General features: G+C 58.6%; 21 protein-coding genes, 2 tRNA genes and 1 pseudogene. 11 read left to right on the top strand and 13 right to left on the bottom strand.

Annotated features, from left to right (window positions below):
- Positions 1-21: 21 nt before the first annotated feature.
- The gene (locus X727_RS1000000168510; protein ID WP_156932493.1) at positions 22-378 is read left to right on the top strand and encodes a hypothetical protein; all 357 of its coding nucleotides are present in this window, start codon (positions 22-24) and stop codon (positions 376-378) included.
- Positions 379-624: 246 nt separating this feature from the next.
- Here X727_RS1000000168510 and X727_RS01000000164655 read toward each other — a convergent pair whose 3' ends face one another.
- The 5 genes from X727_RS01000000164655 to X727_RS152260 all read right to left on the bottom strand — a co-directional run bounded on the left by X727_RS01000000164655 (position 625) and on the right by X727_RS152260 (position 3,063).
- The gene (locus X727_RS01000000164655) at positions 625-813 is read right to left on the bottom strand and encodes a DUF3606 domain-containing protein (protein ID WP_245265855.1); all 189 of its coding nucleotides are present in this window, start codon (positions 811-813) and stop codon (positions 625-627) included.
- A 311-nt stretch (positions 814-1,124) separates the two neighbouring features.
- The gene (locus tag X727_RS152245; RefSeq protein WP_023708917.1) at positions 1,125-1,331 is read right to left on the bottom strand and encodes a hypothetical protein; all 207 of its coding nucleotides are present in this window, start codon (positions 1,329-1,331) and stop codon (positions 1,125-1,127) included.
- A 195-nt stretch (positions 1,332-1,526) separates the two neighbouring features.
- Positions 1,527-1,967, bottom strand: coding sequence for a hypothetical protein (locus tag X727_RS152250; RefSeq protein ID WP_023749387.1), 441 nt, complete (start codon positions 1,965-1,967; stop codon positions 1,527-1,529).
- Positions 1,968-2,005: 38 nt separating this feature from the next.
- Positions 2,006-2,362 carry a hypothetical protein gene (locus X727_RS152255; protein WP_023746331.1) on the bottom strand — a complete coding sequence of 119 codons (357 nt, stop codon included), beginning with the start codon at positions 2,360-2,362 and terminating at the stop codon, positions 2,006-2,008.
- Between the two features lie 188 nt (positions 2,363-2,550).
- A complete protein-coding gene (locus tag X727_RS152260; RefSeq protein ID WP_023746332.1) occupies positions 2,551-3,063 on the bottom strand; it encodes a DUF4142 domain-containing protein in 513 nt (170 codons plus the stop codon).
- An 895-nt stretch (positions 3,064-3,958) separates the two neighbouring features.
- Between X727_RS152260 and X727_RS1000000169000 the strand changes: the two genes are divergently transcribed.
- From X727_RS1000000169000 to X727_RS1000000168990, 3 genes are all read left to right on the top strand, one after another.
- Complete coding sequence (locus X727_RS1000000169000) at positions 3,959-4,282, top strand: hypothetical protein (protein ID WP_245274167.1); 324 nt, start codon at positions 3,959-3,961, stop codon at positions 4,280-4,282.
- Positions 4,283-4,318: 36 nt separating this feature from the next.
- The gene (locus X727_RS1000000168995) at positions 4,319-4,711 is read left to right on the top strand and encodes a hypothetical protein (RefSeq protein ID WP_023743175.1); all 393 of its coding nucleotides are present in this window, start codon (positions 4,319-4,321) and stop codon (positions 4,709-4,711) included.
- A gap of 231 nt (positions 4,712-4,942) precedes the next feature.
- A complete protein-coding gene (locus X727_RS1000000168990) occupies positions 4,943-5,092 on the top strand; it encodes a hypothetical protein (protein ID WP_023834193.1) in 150 nt (49 codons plus the stop codon).
- 397 nt (positions 5,093-5,489) lie between these two features.
- Here X727_RS1000000168990 and X727_RS152280 read toward each other — a convergent pair whose 3' ends face one another.
- The 3 genes from X727_RS152280 to X727_RS152295 all read right to left on the bottom strand — a co-directional run bounded on the left by X727_RS152280 (position 5,490) and on the right by X727_RS152295 (position 7,432).
- A complete protein-coding gene (locus X727_RS152280; protein ID WP_155923565.1) occupies positions 5,490-5,858 on the bottom strand; it encodes a hypothetical protein in 369 nt (122 codons plus the stop codon).
- Positions 5,859-6,297: 439 nt separating this feature from the next.
- The gene (locus X727_RS152285; RefSeq protein WP_023708906.1) at positions 6,298-6,549 is read right to left on the bottom strand and encodes a hypothetical protein; all 252 of its coding nucleotides are present in this window, start codon (positions 6,547-6,549) and stop codon (positions 6,298-6,300) included.
- A 421-nt stretch (positions 6,550-6,970) separates the two neighbouring features.
- Positions 6,971-7,432, bottom strand: a complete 462-nt coding sequence (locus X727_RS152295; RefSeq protein WP_023708904.1) for a MucR family transcriptional regulator — start codon at positions 7,430-7,432, stop codon at positions 6,971-6,973.
- Positions 7,433-7,702: 270 nt separating this feature from the next.
- Between X727_RS152295 and X727_RS152300 the strand changes: the two genes are divergently transcribed.
- The 3 genes from X727_RS152300 to X727_RS1000000165580 all read left to right on the top strand — a co-directional run bounded on the left by X727_RS152300 (position 7,703) and on the right by X727_RS1000000165580 (position 9,635).
- Positions 7,703-8,452, top strand: coding sequence for a Crp/Fnr family transcriptional regulator (locus X727_RS152300; RefSeq protein ID WP_023708903.1), 750 nt, complete (start codon positions 7,703-7,705; stop codon positions 8,450-8,452).
- A gap of 366 nt (positions 8,453-8,818) precedes the next feature.
- Positions 8,819-9,361, top strand: coding sequence for a hypothetical protein (locus X727_RS1000000167915; RefSeq protein ID WP_155923564.1), 543 nt, complete (start codon positions 8,819-8,821; stop codon positions 9,359-9,361).
- Complete coding sequence (locus tag X727_RS1000000165580) at positions 9,309-9,635, top strand: ATP-binding protein (RefSeq protein WP_196814989.1); 327 nt, start codon at positions 9,309-9,311, stop codon at positions 9,633-9,635. Before X727_RS1000000167915 ends, X727_RS1000000165580 begins: the two co-directional genes overlap by 53 nt.
- Before the next feature lie 144 nt (positions 9,636-9,779).
- Here the strand turns inward: X727_RS1000000165580 and X727_RS1000000166365 are convergent, their stop codons facing one another.
- The 4 genes from X727_RS1000000166365 to X727_RS152320 all read right to left on the bottom strand — a co-directional run bounded on the left by X727_RS1000000166365 (position 9,780) and on the right by X727_RS152320 (position 12,803).
- Complete coding sequence (locus tag X727_RS1000000166365) at positions 9,780-10,073, bottom strand: helix-turn-helix transcriptional regulator (protein WP_081726104.1); 294 nt, start codon at positions 10,071-10,073, stop codon at positions 9,780-9,782.
- A 324-nt stretch (positions 10,074-10,397) separates the two neighbouring features.
- Complete coding sequence (locus tag X727_RS152305; protein ID WP_023669226.1) at positions 10,398-10,697, bottom strand: DUF1236 domain-containing protein; 300 nt, start codon at positions 10,695-10,697, stop codon at positions 10,398-10,400.
- A 1,237-nt stretch (positions 10,698-11,934) separates the two neighbouring features.
- Complete coding sequence (locus X727_RS152315; RefSeq protein WP_023745948.1) at positions 11,935-12,222, bottom strand: hypothetical protein; 288 nt, start codon at positions 12,220-12,222, stop codon at positions 11,935-11,937.
- A 320-nt stretch (positions 12,223-12,542) separates the two neighbouring features.
- Positions 12,543-12,803: a hypothetical protein gene (locus tag X727_RS152320; protein ID WP_023745949.1), complete on the bottom strand. Its 261-nt coding sequence runs from the start codon at positions 12,801-12,803 to the stop codon at positions 12,543-12,545.
- Positions 12,804-13,547: 744 nt separating this feature from the next.
- Between X727_RS152320 and X727_RS152325 the strand changes: the two are divergent.
- The 3 genes and pseudogenes from X727_RS152325 to X727_RS152335 form a co-directional block, all read left to right on the top strand.
- Positions 13,548-13,745 (top strand): annotated as a pseudogene (locus X727_RS152325) (adenylate/guanylate cyclase domain-containing protein); the annotation flags it as partial.
- 276 nt (positions 13,746-14,021) lie between these two features.
- Entirely contained in the window at positions 14,022-14,573 is a 552-nt protein-coding gene (locus X727_RS152330; protein ID WP_155923563.1) for a hypothetical protein, read from the top strand.
- Positions 14,549-14,971, top strand: coding sequence for a hypothetical protein (locus X727_RS152335; protein WP_023745951.1), 423 nt, complete (start codon positions 14,549-14,551; stop codon positions 14,969-14,971). Before X727_RS152330 ends, X727_RS152335 begins: the two co-directional genes overlap by 25 nt.
- A 45-nt stretch (positions 14,972-15,016) precedes the next feature.
- Here the strand turns inward: X727_RS152335 and X727_RS152340 are convergent.
- Positions 15,017-15,093 (bottom strand) — tRNA-Asp (locus tag X727_RS152340).
- Between the two features lie 218 nt (positions 15,094-15,311).
- On the opposite strand from X727_RS152340, the gene X727_RS152345 reads away from it, so the two are divergent.
- Positions 15,312-15,387, top strand: a tRNA-Val gene (locus X727_RS152345).
- Positions 15,388-15,393: the final 6 nt, after the last annotated feature.

Here is a 15,393-nt window from a genome sequence, read left to right as displayed (position 1 = left end):
AGACATATGTGCTCGGGCCCTTTGGACCCTGATCGACAAGATCCTGATTCACTGCTGCTTCTGCTGATCAGCTTTGAGGTGCTGATTGTGCGGTTTGATCCGCCAGCGTTGATACTGGGCGCTACCGCGATCGAAGCGGAAGGACAGCGCCTGCCAGCGGCAAAACGACCGCCTGCGCAAGATCAGTTTGAGGGAAGGAGATGGAAATTATTGGTGCGCAGCGAGCGCGGCAAAGCTGCGCAGGTGATCGTGGCTGGAAAGCGTCGCTACAAAGGCGGTGCGTTTGTCAGTTTGGAAGCCGACACGCGTCCGGCAGACGACGGTGATCTCGTGGCTGACTGCGGCGCGGGATTATTATTGAACGACGGCAGGAAGTAGGCTCGTTGCTACGCCGTGCGTCCAGGACTCGGGTTGGAGTGGATTATGGTTCGGGGTCACGATAGGAGATCTGCGCAGCCTCGAACCTCCAGTGCTTGCCGCATGTTGGGCAGGGTACAATTGTCACTTTCACGCTCGACCTGCCCGCGTGTGCGTCAGCATGACGATACACTCAAATTCTCACCACGGCTCAAGGTCCTCCTCGATAGCGACATGCCGTAAGCGAGCCGCCCCGGGAAACTGACTTCAATTCCTTCGCAGCCGCAACGAGGCGCGGTCATTCCCGGCGGCTATGATGAGCTCCATCGCCTGCTCAGGCGTTATGCCGTTCTGCTGGGCAAAATGGAAGTGTTCGTTGCGTTCGTTGGACGAGACCCGGTTCCTGTCGCCAAAATCACGCTCGCTTTTGTTGTCCGTCATCATCTTCTCCTTCAACCTCAATTCGTCGGACCGAACCGCCCGCTGGAGCAAAACTTCCGAAACTGCCGAACGCGGAGGCTGATCGAGCCTCGCTAGGGCTGCTGCAAGTAGACGAAAGCTCCAACTGGCCAAAGCTGGAGGGTTGTCGAATGCCGAGGTGAGGTCGGCGCACGCCGTGGCATCGCGTCGGCGACCTTCACCACCCGCCTAGAACACGGACGGGAGCAGCCTCGGAATGATTTGCCCGACCGCCAGGCAATGAAGATGGAACTACGCGACACCGAGTTCCTCGTCCTGTGGCATCAGCAGACGCTCTCGTGGATGTCTTACCCGGCATTCTCGCCGGAATGATCGAAGTGGATGGCGAGGCCAAAGGCGAGCGCTCGCTCGGCGATCATATTGACAAGATGGCTTTCGCCGATCGACAGCGCCGGAAGGGCCTCTTTCAACGCCTCGAGAGCATGCCGTGTCGACAAAAGACCCCGCCGCTTGCGGCTGCTCACATATTGATCGATCAGGCACTCCAGTGGCATCTGCCTGCCTCCGCTTCGGACAGGATCTCGTAGCGTGGCTGCGGAGCGACAGCATTCACATTGGTTAAGAGACGGCGGCGAACGCCATCATGCATGCCGCCAACAGACGGCGGTGGGGCTGATTTACGCCGGGTTGGAGCGCTATCCTAGGGTAAGCATGGCGCGACCGTCGCGCCGGGTTCGGACATTTCGATGCTACTGCTCCGGTACCGCGGAGGTTTGTGGATGGTTGCGTGCCGCCTCGGCGATTTCCGGAATGAACTTCGTCGCGGTGCAGCTTCGGTTTACATTGGCGCGGGCGGTAAATACCTCTTGCCCGCAGACTTGCGAAGCGAGCGCGATCGGCACATGCACCGCCAGTGGCAACTCGGTCTCAGCCACTCCTAGATGTCTTGCAACCTGTTGCTTCACCTCCGGCCGGCCGAGCGAGACGTCAACGCCGACATCATCCTTGGCGGTCGGCGACGATCCTTGCGCCGGCAGACGATCGTGCTTGCCTGTTTGCGATGAGTCGCCGGATTGTTGAGCCGGCTGACTTGTCTGCGCAGATGCCTGGGCGCCCAAAATCAGCGAGGCCCCCAGCCCCAAAAAAGCCCGGAGCCCCAAAGACACAATCCGAAGTCCGAATGTGCTCATTGTCATGTTCCTCACCGTGGGTTCAGACTTGGCGCCGCTCAGAGGTCGGTGTTGCTTCGGCCTCTTTCGAAGACAGGGATGTCTTCCTCGTCCTCATCATTGTCACCGGTTGGTATGTCCTCGGCGTAGCTGCGGGTCAGTTCCTCGGTTTCGCTTAAGCCGTCCATCGTCTCATTGGCGCCTGCCCCTTCATCATGACGACCGGTAATTTCGCTGCGGGGCCTTGCGCCGAGCGGCTGGTCGACATCGTCGGCTCCCACGAAACCTGGCTCCGCGCCGTGCCTGTCTTCGTGGCCCACGGGGCTGTCCAACACGGCGGCATCCTCCGGGCGAATGGGTTCATCATTGGCGAAGTCACTTCGTCTCGAATGCGAGGTCTCGTTTAGCTTTGGCATGTCAGGTCTCCTGTTCGTTTGGCAACTTCGACGACGCTGGTGCTTGCACGCCGGACTACCTGAGCGACGCACCTTTAGAGTTCCTGCATCGACCACCGCTTAAAGGTTGCAGCGTTCCTGAGGGCGGAGGCAGTGTTGGCCACAGACTCCACAGCGCCGCGAAGAACCAACGTCGTGGCCAGATCCACTCAGCCCTGAGAACCGCTCTTGCTCAGTTGCTGGGCATGTTTGAAATGCTGCCGGATCACCGGCGCGGTCTTTTTCGCATGAGCCGCCAGATGTTTTGCCTGACCGTTTTCTGCATAGGAGGTCATCAGCGTCAGGGCTTCCTGGTGCGCTGCCACCTGGGCGTCGATATAGGCGTTATCGAACGCCCCGCTGCTGTCGTTGCTCAACGCTTCCAATTGGGCAGCATGCTTGCTTGTCATCTCCGGCGCCACTGCGACGTCGTCCTTCTTTGCCGCCGCAATGAGCCGCTTGGAAGAAGTCGTGTGGTCCTTGATCAGCATGCGAGCGAATTCCTTCACTCGTGATGTCTTCGATTTCCGCAGCGCCAACTCACTCGACTGGATCTCGAACATGTCTGAACTCGCAGCTGCTTTGACAAATTCCTGCGGGGACGGCGTCGCGGTCTGAGCCATTGCCCCCGGGCTGATGAGACCGATGGTGATCGCAGCCAAAAGCGCTTTGACGAAATGCATGTTGTGCTCCTGCAATATTGCTTAACTGGCCCAACACGGCCGAGCTGCCGTTGTTCCCCTTGTTGTGACAATAAATACGGGGCGGCAGGCGTAGACCCCGGATGGCTCCGGCTCAGGGCTTTGATCATAGATCCGGCCGTAGCCAAGACCGGTGACTGCGCGGAGCTCAGCGCGGCGGTCGGCTTGGTGGCAGCACGTTGTGCGACATTCAAATCTCCGAAAGAAATCGTCGGCCATCGTCGCGATGCTTCAGGCAGACCAGTGCGATTTTGTAGGGTTGCGCTGACGGGATTCTGATTCCGCCCGCCGGTCGGGTTCGTCAAGAGGAGCTAATATAGCATTGTATGTCAGATCGGCGGTATTAGCCGCTTACTGATCGTCGCATGGTCCATCTCTGAATCTTGTTGCACCGCACAATATTATTGACGATGGGGTGCTTAGGCAAGGATATTGAATGACAAGTAGAGGAATCACGTCCTAGTCAAAGTAATTTTATTATGTCTGACTCTTGCTATTACCAAGTAATGACCCAAGACGCAGCTTTCGCGGGCCGTTAGCTTGTTTTTTAAACTCTAGTGCGTCACTATCGGGTCCGTAAATGCCCAAAAATGTCCCATCCTTTGAAGGGCAACAAGGAGGCGTACTATGGCAAGAATTTTTGAAATTCTTATGGGGCAGTCTGACTGCCGGATCTGTTCTCGCAATTCTTTGCATGCCAGCGACAGCAGCTGGAATTAGTGTCGGAGGCGTCGGCGGGGTATCCGTCGGCAGCGGAGGCGCCAGCGCTAATGTGGGCGGCAACAGCGGCGCTACGGCTAGCGTNGTCGGCGGGGTATCCGTCGGCAGCGGAGGCGCCAGCGCTAATGTGGGCGGCAACAGCGGCGCTACGGCTAGCGTGTCCCTAGGCGGTTCTGGGGCAAATGCCGCAGCCTCCGTCGGCGACACTGGCGGAGCGACTGCTTCCATCGGAACCGGCAGCGCCAATGTCGGTGTCGTCACCGGGGTTGGTACCGACGTAAATGTCGGCGTTGGAACCAATCCAGCCGCCAACCCCAGCAACCCGACCGCATCGAGCAACCCGAATCTGGCTAGCGTTGTCGGCGATATGTCGAACGCCCAGGTCACTCGGATGAAGAAGCGCTGCGTCGAAGTGCTTAGCAACGAAGACACCTATGATCGTGACCTGCGCCGGCTCTGCCTGCTGATCTCGCGCCGCTAACCAGCGACCCCTTTCCGACCTGTCGGGGCTGTCGACATGACACTCTCCAGTTCCGACAGTGGAAGCCCGCCCGCCGAAAGGTTGGGCGGGCTTTTACAGTCAGCGTCCTTCCATCCGCAGCAGACAATCGCGCTTGGCATCAGCGACCTGGCCGAGCAAGCGATGGAAGACCGCGCGGACAAGCTGGGCATATCCTGCGCAGAGGAAGTCGGCAGCGTGTACGCCGCGATTCTCGGTGCTATCATGCACCGCGATGCCGCTTGGCTGACTGACCGAGGCCGCGCTATATCGCGCCCGGCGGGCGTATTCAGCTCAGCGAGCCTCTGCCGGGGGGAAGCCAAGACCATCTTTCACTTGCTCGACAAGGCCGGACTTGAAGGCAAGGTGTCGAAGCGCAAGGACAGCAAATACCGTCGACCAACTGGCTGAAGGCCAAGTGCTTTGCGAACGACGAGTTCGATCTGCTCGGAGTCGAGCGTGAAGCGGGCAAGCCGGCGTTCGCTGAGGATGACACAAATCGCCGTGCCTAAGAAAGATCAGGAGCGCGCCACCTACGCCTGGATGTACGGCGCCCAAGCGCGCAAGGATGGCAAGGAGCNCAGGAGCGCGCCACCTACGCCTGGATGTACGGCGCCCAAGCGCGCAAGGATGGCAAGGAGCGTGAGGTGCCATTATTGGCAGGAACATGCCGACGGGTGGCTCCAGGGTTTTGACGGTGTGCCGATGGCTGGTTTTGGAAAGACCAAGACCGTCAACGACGAGATGGAAGCCGAGGTCGACGAAGCCGCCGTCGAGCGGCCCGACGAATAGCCGTTTTGCCATGTGCCGTATGTTCGTTTTTGATTGAAGAAAGGGTTTCGTCGGGCTTATAAAGATTGCGTTTACCATTGCCTTTTTGGGAGGATGCGATGGTTGCAACGCCCATAGATATCGCTCAAGCGGCCACTGCGACTACGGCCACCTTGCTGAAGTGGCAGAAGTCCATGGAGGAACGCGCCACGTTTCGCCAGAACATGGATCAATCGCGCAGGGCGATNACTGCGACTACGGCCACCTTGCTGAAGTGGCAGAAGTCCATGGAGGAACGCGCCACGTTTCGCCAGAACATGGATCAATCGCGCAGGGCGATCCAAGCCTCACGCGATCTGCTGAAGCGCCTTCGTCAACGTCATCGCGACGACGATAGCGGCGCGGATGCGCTAAAGGATTAGCCGCCAGGGCAGATGTGAGACGGAGGTCCGGGAACGGATTGGGGCCACGTGCGGCACCTAATGTCGCGATGGTGATGGCCGATGATGTGCTTGAACAGGAGATTGCCCATCTCCTGCATTGCCGTCATATCCGGGTAAGCCGCTAAAACGGAGCCTTCACCACCGACGCTGCCGAGCAGCGGGATCAACACGAAGCTGTCATCCCGAAACTTGCTTATGGTGGTGATCGTGAAGAAATCGTAGTCGGGATAGGCCTCATCAAGCAGGGCGCTGATCTCGGCGAGGAATTCAGGCGTCTCGAACTGTGCGCCGATCGGCGGCACCACAATCATGTCTTTGCATACTTGCATCTCGCGCCTTCCCAAGCCGTCTCATCGTGAGCGGCTGTTCCGCCAAGGTCAAATCACGTCTTCCCTGCCGATGATCTGGAGTCAGCAAAGTTATTCACACGTCGACAAGATGGTTAGAATTGTCGCGGTTCGGTTAAGACCTCGATCATGAGGGGTGGCGCATCGTGTTGTTGGGTCTACATATTGCCTTCCTGACCCTACCCGGTAGCTCAAGCCCGTTGCCGTAATTGGCAACGGGTTTTTTTACGTCTTCATCTGGCACAGTTGATCTAATGGTATGGAAACGCGACGACAACCAAGCAATTCTGCCTTAAGCGGTCGATTCCTCGGATGTAGCCGTGACTACGAAAACCCGCTGTTGCGCGCGCGGCGGGGTTTCTTGGCATCAAGACGCTACCCCGCCCTCAGGCCCGTTGCTTAATTGCGGCGGCCTTTACAGGTCCGGCGCCGCTATCTACTGCTGAATAGGTGGAGTCACGAGACCCGGAAAGGGCAACACGTTGCCGCCCGTCCCCCGCCGGCGGCGCAGTTCAATCTCGCGATAGACCAGGGTGCCCATCACCATTTCCGCGCTGGCGATTTCCGATCTCGATGGCAACGACTTGAGCAATTGGTGCAGTTGTCGCGTTTCCATGGTCGCAATGTGGGCGGCAATGGCTTCGATGCTATCGCCCAAATTCGCCAGTAACCCTGCGGACATCTGCATCGCGCTACTCTACAGCCGGGAAAACGTGTTGAGATGCAGACGCGACCTTTGGCCTTCTGCAAAGGCCAAAGCATAGGATTCGAGCTTGAATGATCGGGTGAGTTCCTGGTCTTCCTCGACCACGCGAACAAACCACTCGCCACAGGCTTCGCCAACTTCGACACAAGGGCGTGCTTTGCGAATTGGAATTATATCAGCCAGGGCGTTGCCTCCCAGCAATCAGGCCAAACGGGATTGTAACGTCGTAAGCGGTCTTCAACAAGAAGAGTTTGGGCAGCAATACGAAACTGAGGTGTGGGCCACAAATGGCCGGCGCCATGGGTTGGGGAACCTGGGTGGGCACCGGCCAAGAGCGGACAGGTCCGCCGCGATGCATACATCGTCGATTGGTGCCGCAGTGGTAATGGTGTGATCGCGGAAGCTACGCTTTAGCCTTAGCCGCCGGCCTTGCCTTGCCCGTTACAGTTGCCGTGGGCTGCGGTGCCTTCCTACCCAGACCGATCGACTTCGCCATGGCAGACCGTGAGGCCGCATAGTTGGGAGCGACCATCGGATAAGTGGATGGCAAGTTCCACTTTGTTCGATACGCGTCAGGAGTGAGACCGAAATCCACGCGCAGATGTCGCCGAAGGGTTTTGAACCGCTTACCATCTTCAAGACAGATGATGTAATCGGGAAATACTGACTTCTTCGGATTTACCGCAGGCACTGGTTCTTCGGTCGCGGCAGCCACGCGATGGCCAATCCCAGACAGCGACGCGTGCACTGAGGCTATCAGGTCCGCCAAACCCGCGACCGGCACGGGATTGTTGCTGACGTACGCCGATACCACATCCGCCGTGAGTTCTACCAGTTCAGGGGCGTGGTCGGGGGCGTCGGTCATGGTGTGAGTCCTCGAATTTGAGAACGATCTATTATAGCTGCTGCCGCAGCTGCGCAACTCGAGGCCCGATGATGGGCCGCTTCCCTCGTAAGCACCAATCCTGTTGAGCCTGTGTTTGCCGATGGAGGAAAGGACCATCCGAAGCAGTGCCAGACTTATCACAGGTTAAGTCGGTCCGGTGTTTATGATATAAGGTCGGGCATCATTCGCGTTCTGCTGGCCGCGGGTGACTGAGAGACCATAGCGCTCCCGCCCAAACGGAGAGCCGACATGCTTTATCAAAGCCCATTAACCGCCAAGTTCCATCGTGCCTTCACCCTCACGTCAGGTGAGCGTCAAGCTCTCGACGCGGTAAGAATAAGGATCGTTGCGATTGGCGCAAACCAGAACTTGGTTCGGGAAGGCGACCAGCCGTCCCGGTGCATAATGGTCCTGGCTGGCTTAGCCAGCACCTCGAAGGTAACAGGAGACGGGAAGCGTCAGGTCACTGCTTATCATGTGCCTGGCGACATGCCCGATCTGTTGAGCCTGCACCTCGATCTGTTGGATAGCGACGTTCGAACGGTGAGCGCTTGCAGTGTTGGCTTCATAGATCACTCGGCTATACGGCTGCTCTGCGAACGCCACCCCAGGCTGGCGGCAAATCTTTGGCGAACGACACTGGTTGATGCATCGATTTTCCGCGAATGGGTGGTTAATGTCGGGAAGCGCCAAGCGCTTGGCCGAGTGGCCCACCTTCTCTGTGAAATCATGCTACGTATGGAAGACGCCGGACTCGCGTCCGATCAAACCTGCGCTTTTGCTGTGACTCAAGCTGACCTTGGCGAGGCGACAGGGCTGTCGGCAGTCCACATCAACCGCACGCTCAAGTCTCTTCGGGAGAAGCGCCTTACATCACTTGTGAATGGCCAATTGACCATCCATGATTGGGAAGGACTGGCCTTTCTTGCTGAGTTCCGGCACGATTACCTGCACTCAGCAAGGACCAATAAAACGGCCGAGTTCATGTCAATGCACTGATTGCTCCAGGGGAAAATCGCCAGAAATGCGGATTGGCTCCAAGGGTAGCCGGACCACTTGTTGGCCTTCGCTGACCATCAGCGGTGCGATCGCCCCCCAAACATGTTTTGCCATGGTGGCGCGGCGGAAATGATCAGCAGGTTGATACCAAGCCTGTCTGGCTTGCTTCTTTTTGATGCGGCAGGCGGGGCCGCCTTGCCCCAGGCCAAACGCAGGCCCCAAACGAAACCGGCCTCACTTGGTGCACGCTCCTTTTACCGCGCGGTCAATGCTTTGATGGCGCGTCGAAGCGTTAGCGCAAGGGGTTCACTTGCGCGCAGAGTGCATTCGAATGCTTACCGGCCCACACGGGCGTTGACTATCCGTATGGCCGTCTGGGTCGTGGAGGTTAACTGGGACGGGACACCTGCTCTCCTTGCCAGCCTTCGGAACGTTTCCTCGCAGCGTGCGCAGGAGGAACGTCGACGTCAATCCCAGAAGCTCGGAGCAATTGGCCGCCTCGCAGCCGGCATAGTTCACGATATCAAAAATCTGATAGCAGCGTTCGACTCGGGCCTGCGGCTCCTGCAAAAGCAACTCGCCGAAAATCCCGGCGATCCGAAATCAGCCATCCTGATCGACGAACTGCTCAAACGAACACAGAACGGCGGGGCACTTACGCAGCAATTGCTTGCGTTTTCTCGGCGCCAGTCGCTTACGCCCGAAGGCATTGATCTGAACGGACGGATCGAACAGCTTTCGATGCTGCTGGAACGAACGCTCGGGAGTGCAATCAAAATTGAACGCAACTTGGACGCGGCGCTTGGCCCTGTTCTGGTCGACCCCAACCAGCTCGATGTCGCCATGCTCAATCTGGATGAACGCCAAGGACGCCATGGCCGGCGTGGGAACGCTCACAATCGAGACTAGCGATGTCCCTGACGACATCGACGACGTGCATTCACTGGCGGGTTCGTGCGTTCGTATGACCGTGCGCGATGCCGGTTGCGGCATGAACAAGGAGATTCTGGCGCAGGTCTTCGAGCCGTTCTTCACCACCAAACCCGATGGACGCGGGACTGGACTTGGACTTAGCCAGGTTTATGGCTTCGTCCAACAATCCGGCGGGCACATTCGGATAGAGAGCGAAGCTGGTGAAGGAACAAGCGTCCACCTTTTTCTGCCGCGTGTGCAGAAGCAGTAACCAAGCTCTGCCGGGATCGCTTTGCATTGGGTATGGCGGAAGTGACGTGGCCAGTCCGCCAAAGCAATCCCGTAGAGCGACATAATGGGTGGTTAGCGGCCGCTTTAGAGATCGGGTGCAGAGGGTACACGGGCTTTTCCCCCTTTATCCTTTTTTCTCCCGGCCGCGCCACCGTCTATTATCGGCGGCTAGGCCGCTATCACCTTCTGAGCGGGTTAGCGATGGAGTGCCTTGGACGGTGAAAACGATTCCGGCATCCTCAAACGCTTTGCGGATGGCGGCGATGTTGTGGGGACGCGGTTTCCTGTATCCGTTCTCAAAAGCGCTGATCACCATCTCGCTAAGATTGGCCTTGGCGGCAAGTCGCACACGCGGCCAGTTCAATAGGGCTCGTGCTGCTCTGACTTGATCTGCTGAGAGTAGGGTTCGGCTGTCCATAGCCAGTCGAACATTTAGTATCGCTAAACTGTTCCTCTTGACCTTCTGCGATTTCTAACGGTGTGAGGCCGGCCTGTCGCAAGCCGTCATCGATTATGGCTGCAACCTTTCGGACGGTTGTTACCTCGGCTCCAACAAGACGTGCTGCCTGCATTCTTGCTTGGAGATCAGCCAAGCGGGCAACCAGGGCTTGCGTCCTCTCGAGTTCAGGGTTCGTCATGTTCATTGTCCAGCTGAGTGGCAATTTGAATTTGTCCGGCTGAGTAGCGTTTGAATGCACACACTCGCCACCCAAGGGTGGCGAGCGTGGGTTCGTTCGAAATCTCAGTCGTAAACTTTCACGATCTTGCGGGTGCCCGGATCGACCAGGACCGTGCGGTTGTCGACCACCACGTAACGGTATTTGACGTTCGGGACCTCGTGGATCTCCACAGTTTCCGGCAGAGCTGTCCCGACGTTCAATTCCACGCCGGGAAGGTTCACCGAAGCCAAGGGCTGCTTCTTGACATACTCACGGATGACCGTGTCCTGTTCCGGCTGGATGATAATGTCGTCAGCGGCGGCGGAGCCGATCCCCGCCAAGAGCAACATGGCTGCGGCGGTGTTCACAAAGTGCATCTTCATATCTTCTCTCCTGCAAGGACCGGCACACGACGATCATCGTCCCGCACTGCCCGGCAACCAACTTTGAACCGGGGTAAACGTTCCCGCCTACGCACCTTTGTCTAATCCGATTGGTCTAAAGTCCGACCGTACAACGCAATGGTCTTACCTTTGGACTAGGCGGAACGGATTAGGGCTTCAGGTTGTTGGTTCTCCACAACGGGAGAGAACAAATGGATCAAAGTGTTGGCCAGGCGCGATGGTTGCTCGCACCGATTTTTGCAACAGCCGTTACCTTTCTGGTAATGGCGGTCGTCCTTAGCTGACATGTCTTGGATCGGCGCAGCCAGGTCCCTTCCTGCGCTGATAGGATTCGCGAGTTGCTTGAGCGGCTGGCGAATCCTCTATTTTACCGTGCGCTGGGCCTGCTCCTTCAGCAGGCGGGGCGCTTCGTTCAGCTCATGTAAGTTGGGAGGTTTACTATGCATCGGCGATCCTTTTTGACAGCGATGTTTGGCGTTGCAGGGGCAGCAGCCTTTGCAAGCGCGGTCCGGCCTATCAACGCATTGGCCGGTGTTCCAGCGGCCAAAAGCGGCATTCTCGAAGAACTCGACGCGCCAGACGCCTTCGACAACGAAGGTACTCACGCGGAAGTGGAGCCGGTCAACCATCGGCGCTACTACGACCAAGATTACGACCCAGACTACGACCCAGATTACTACCACCGGCGCCGCCGCCGCCGGCGGGGCTGGAGAAGAGTCTGCCGTAGTTACTGGCGACACGGGCGCCGTCGGGTCCGGTGCTATCGCCGACGGGGTCCTTCGGTCGTCTTGCGATTTTAGCTAGTCGGCTGCTTCTGCCCATGGCCCGTTCCGGCTGACGTGCTGAGAACGGGCCGGTACGATTCCTTTTTCGTGGCAAACGCAATCCATCTGAGGGCACTCATCAGCAGGGCCGATGGACCTGACTTACAGCTTGGTGGTGCCGCTGTGTGTGGTGCGCCAGGAGCGGTCTGACGGTCCCTCTGTGCAGCGCTTCGGCTGCCGCCAGCCTGGGAAAGCTTTTCGGAACGTTTGGTTCTGGCCGTTAGGCCACGGGGCCAAGCTCAGCCATCAGGACACCCCGCAAGCGATGAGCAGCGGGGCCTGGTAAGGCCCGGCGACCTCCTTTTGACATACGGGGAGAAACCAAGAAGGGCGCCGAGCCTTACCGGCGCTGCTTTGAGGGAGACGACGCCGGACGAGATGAGAGTAGGCGATCATGCTAATTTCTGCGAACCATGCGAATGAGGGAAAGCCGTGTGCGATTCTTCGCTATCCAGCCACGAACCTCTGCCTCGGACATGGCGGTCCGTCGCTCGATCGATGATGAAGAACGCCTGATGTAGCTGCTCGACTTCGTAGAGCCCGACCCGGATCTCGAACCCTGTCTGGCGGGTGGCATCGAAGTCACCGGGACCGATGACAGGGAAGGCGACGACGATGGCGAAGCGGACGACGAGCGCGAAGCCAACGATGCCGAGTATGGCTTCATAGAGGGAGGGCAAGGCCTATAATTGTCCGGTCGAGAATGAATAGCCCGCTGCCTCACGGTGGCTGGCTTCAGTTTTTGTGTGGCACGATGTAGCGACTGCTCACCGCACCCGCCCCTGTGCCCCGCGTGACGACAATCGTGCTATACCCGGCTGGAACGGAACCTGTAGCGGAGGGTCGATCGAACTGCATCGCCCGACGATCTCCCCGTTGGGAGCGCCCTCGAGCCTCACGGCTAACGCCAACTGGCATGTGTCAAGGGATCCGAACATGGCCGGTGATGTATCGAGTGGCTTGCAGACTCCCTGGGCGGGACTGCAAGAAAGCAAAATCATCACAGCTGCAGTTGCCGGATCCATTCGTGAAGCTCCGTTGTTCGACGAGCCTCAACGCGGAATAGCGAGCTTTGTTTCGCAGGGGCTAAAATATGAGTTTTCTGGTCTGGCACGGTGGCGGGCTTTTCATTGTCACAGCTTTCGCCTCTCAATTGTCCGGATCCCGAACGGTAAAACAGCCATCCGACGAGACACACCGAGAGGATCGCGATGGCCAGAAGGATGCCGCCGGCAATGTTCACCATCAACATGAAATCCATCGGACCTCTCCCTCTTATATGCCGACAATCGGAAACTCGTGAAATCAACATGGTGAACAGGTTGCGAACATGCTGCTACGGTTTTTGCAGAGCCAAGAGATGAGACGAGACGGACCAGCACGACAGGGACTAGCTCTCGTCGCAACAAATTGACACACAAGGACTCGACGGAGTCGAACGGCAAGGGCAGGGACGCCATCAAGCGAATTTCAAAACCGGTGCCTTGGCCGACGGGCAATCGCTGATAACATCAAGGTATGCCCTGAGGCGACGTTACAAGGCAGTGTACTTGGGTGCAGCCGGCCGCAGGCGGCCGAACTCTCGCCTTCCAGAGGTTCTGGAGTGCGCCGACCGACCCCGTCGTGCTCGTCAATGTGTAGGTTTGCAGTGTGGTGTTCCTTCAAGGTCAATCAGCAGCTTAAGCATGGAGGACCACGGCAAGCGGCGTTTTATTCCCGGACAGCGCAAATTCTGTCTCGACAATGTGATTGGTCCGGGCGCCTCGTTTTTTAACGCTCTTTGGCCCGCAACATCGGCCGTCCAGTTCGGGAATATCGGGACCTTTCAAGAATTCGGATATTGTGAGAGCAGCGACGCGTCGTGCGACGAAGGGGAAACAACTTCGCAGTCTCGTTCGACAGCGAGGCGCCTGGCTCAGCGTCTGCTTGCCGGCATCCTGTGTGGGGCGGGAGCGCGGGGGGCAGTCCAGGCGACCGGCAGGCAACGCTCGCGTCTGTCCATCGCGGTGATGGGAGCCTCGTCGAGTTCAGCAGCGTTGTGGAAGCAGTCCGCTGCGCGCGTCAGAACGCTATTGCTAAGCGCAATGCCGGGGTGCCCGATGATCGTCGCATTGAGTTCCGGATTGGCATTCACCTGGGTGACGTCGTGCAGGAGCGCGATGACGACCTGATGGGTAATGGCGTCAACATCGCCGAGGGTATCCGGGTTGCCCGGGCCTAGCGGCTTCGAAGCCGCCGATTATAAGTATTCTCGCCCTGTGGCGGCCGATTCTGCGATTAAGAATTGGACGAATAGGCATGGGGGAGAAAGGCCGTTATTCTAAGCCTCATCCACCCTCGATGCGGGAAATAACGAGATCATGGAGTAGGAAAATCTCATGCTATGCGGCGGAGGTGCTTACAAGGGCGAGATTCACACCCGCCCAACGACAAGGCGCCCATCCCCTGCCCGATGGACGGTGGATAGAGTTTTGGTGCCATGAGCCAAACCCACACATTACAACCGTCATCTATCCGCTTCCCGGTACAACCACGGCTGGTGCCGGCGATCAAGGCGGCGTACTTCGCCGACCTGCCGCCAGCCGACATCACCCTCGAGCTGCTCGACGACTGGTATGGCCGTCTGCTCCGGGTCAAAGGTGTCGACATCGCCTACCGTGCCGTAAAGACGTGGCGTTCGCTGTACAATGTCATGGCCGGCATGAAGCTATGCCCGCCCGGCTCCGACCCATCGCAGGCGATCCGCCGCCAGACGCCACCACCGCGCCACCAGACCTGGACGGCAGGCGAGGCGGTGCGCATGGTCAAGGGCGCCTGGCGCGCCGGCTACCGCGGACTGGCCTGCATCATCGCCGTTGCGTGGGACACGAGCTTCTCACCCGTCGACGTGCGCACGCTCACACCGGCGCAGGCAATGCAGACAGCACAGGAATGGGGTTTTCTGATTGCACGCAGCAGAGTGGCGAGGCGGCTTTCGGCACGCTGTCGTCACGCACGCAGCGCCTGGTGCTGGCCTATGTCGAATCGCTAGGCGTCACCCTGCTTGACGATGCGCCGATCTTTCGCTCGCGCGGTTTCGCGCCGGGCCCGAGGGGCGGCCGGCCGCGCGCCGGCGTGCCTTACACGAAGGATTCTCTGGTCGACGACTTTGCCGATCTGCGTACGCTGGTGTTCGGGACATCGGAGAAGCGGCGGCTGATGGACATGCGGCGTTCCGGCGCGGTCGAGGCGAATGCCGGAGGCGCGTCGGTCGAGGCAATCTCGGCCAAGATGGGCAATTCGATCGATGGGAACAAGGCGCTGCAGAAGACCTATATGCCGGTCAATCTGGCCGCCGTCCGCTCAGCCGATGCCAGCCGCCGCAAGGGCAGAAAGCTGCTTGGCTTGGAACGGAACGAATACAAAATGTTGAAACTCTCAGGAGAATGAGAGTTGAAACTTTTCAAGGGGCGGTAGCTAACCCCTTGAAATTAATGGCGCGAGTGACGGGGCTCGAACCCGCGACCTCCGGCGTGACAGGCCGGCACTCTAACCAACTGAGCTACACCCGCGCATTGGACGAGCACGTGTCAGCCGTGTTCGTCGTTGGGGCGGTGGATAAGGGGTTCGCCACCGGGTGTCAAGCGCAGCTGGACAGCATAAACGCAAACAGGAGAAGGTTTTTTGACGGGCGGCACTTTGCCCGCGAAAACCACTGTGCGGCTAAGCTCGCAGCTGTTCATTTGGCCTTGCGAAGCCGGTTGCGACCGCTTAAAGGTCCGGCCGGAGCGGGCGATTAGCTCAGTTGGTAGAGCGCTTCGTTTACACCGAAGATGTCGGCGGTTCGAGCCCGTCATCGCCCACCATATCCC

It is taken from the genome of Mesorhizobium sp. L103C105A0 (assembly GCF_000502215.1).
In the GTDB taxonomy this organism is placed as follows: domain Bacteria; phylum Pseudomonadota; class Alphaproteobacteria; order Rhizobiales; family Rhizobiaceae; genus Mesorhizobium.
The sequence above is the reverse complement of the archived record's forward strand: the minus strand, read 5'-3'. Positions and strand labels throughout refer to the sequence as shown.

Excerpts from the sequence above, each read along its gene's own strand:
- X727_RS152245 (WP_023708917.1), bottom strand. The coding sequence starts at position 1,331 with ATGCCACTGGAGTGCCTGATCGATCAATATGTGAGCAGCCGCAAGCGG.
- X727_RS152250 (WP_023749387.1), bottom strand. The coding sequence starts at position 1,967 with ATGAGCACATTCGGACTTCGGATTGTGTCTTTGGGGCTCCGGGCTTTT.
- X727_RS152255 (WP_023746331.1), bottom strand. The coding sequence starts at position 2,362 with ATGCCAAAGCTAAACGAGACCTCGCATTCGAGACGAAGTGACTTCGCC.
- X727_RS152260 (WP_023746332.1), bottom strand. The coding sequence starts at position 3,063 with ATGCATTTCGTCAAAGCGCTTTTGGCTGCGATCACCATCGGTCTCATC.
- X727_RS1000000168995 (WP_023743175.1), top strand. The coding sequence starts at position 4,319 with ATGACACTCTCCAGTTCCGACAGTGGAAGCCCGCCCGCCGAAAGGTTG.
- X727_RS152285 (WP_023708906.1), bottom strand. The coding sequence starts at position 6,549 with ATGCAGATGTCCGCAGGGTTACTGGCGAATTTGGGCGATAGCATCGAA.
- X727_RS152295 (WP_023708904.1), bottom strand. The coding sequence starts at position 7,432 with ATGACCGACGCCCCCGACCACGCCCCTGAACTGGTAGAACTCACGGCG.
- X727_RS152300 (WP_023708903.1), top strand. The coding sequence starts at position 7,703 with ATGCTTTATCAAAGCCCATTAACCGCCAAGTTCCATCGTGCCTTCACC.
- X727_RS1000000167915 (WP_155923564.1), top strand. The coding sequence starts at position 8,819 with ATGGCCGTCTGGGTCGTGGAGGTTAACTGGGACGGGACACCTGCTCTC.
- X727_RS1000000165580 (WP_196814989.1), top strand. The coding sequence starts at position 9,309 with ATGAACGCCAAGGACGCCATGGCCGGCGTGGGAACGCTCACAATCGAG.
- X727_RS1000000166365 (WP_081726104.1), bottom strand. The coding sequence starts at position 10,073 with ATGGACAGCCGAACCCTACTCTCAGCAGATCAAGTCAGAGCAGCACGA.
- X727_RS152305 (WP_023669226.1), bottom strand. The coding sequence starts at position 10,697 with ATGAAGATGCACTTTGTGAACACCGCCGCAGCCATGTTGCTCTTGGCG.
- X727_RS152320 (WP_023745949.1), bottom strand. The coding sequence starts at position 12,803 with ATGGATTTCATGTTGATGGTGAACATTGCCGGCGGCATCCTTCTGGCC.
- X727_RS152330 (WP_155923563.1), top strand. The coding sequence starts at position 14,022 with ATGAGCCAAACCCACACATTACAACCGTCATCTATCCGCTTCCCGGTA.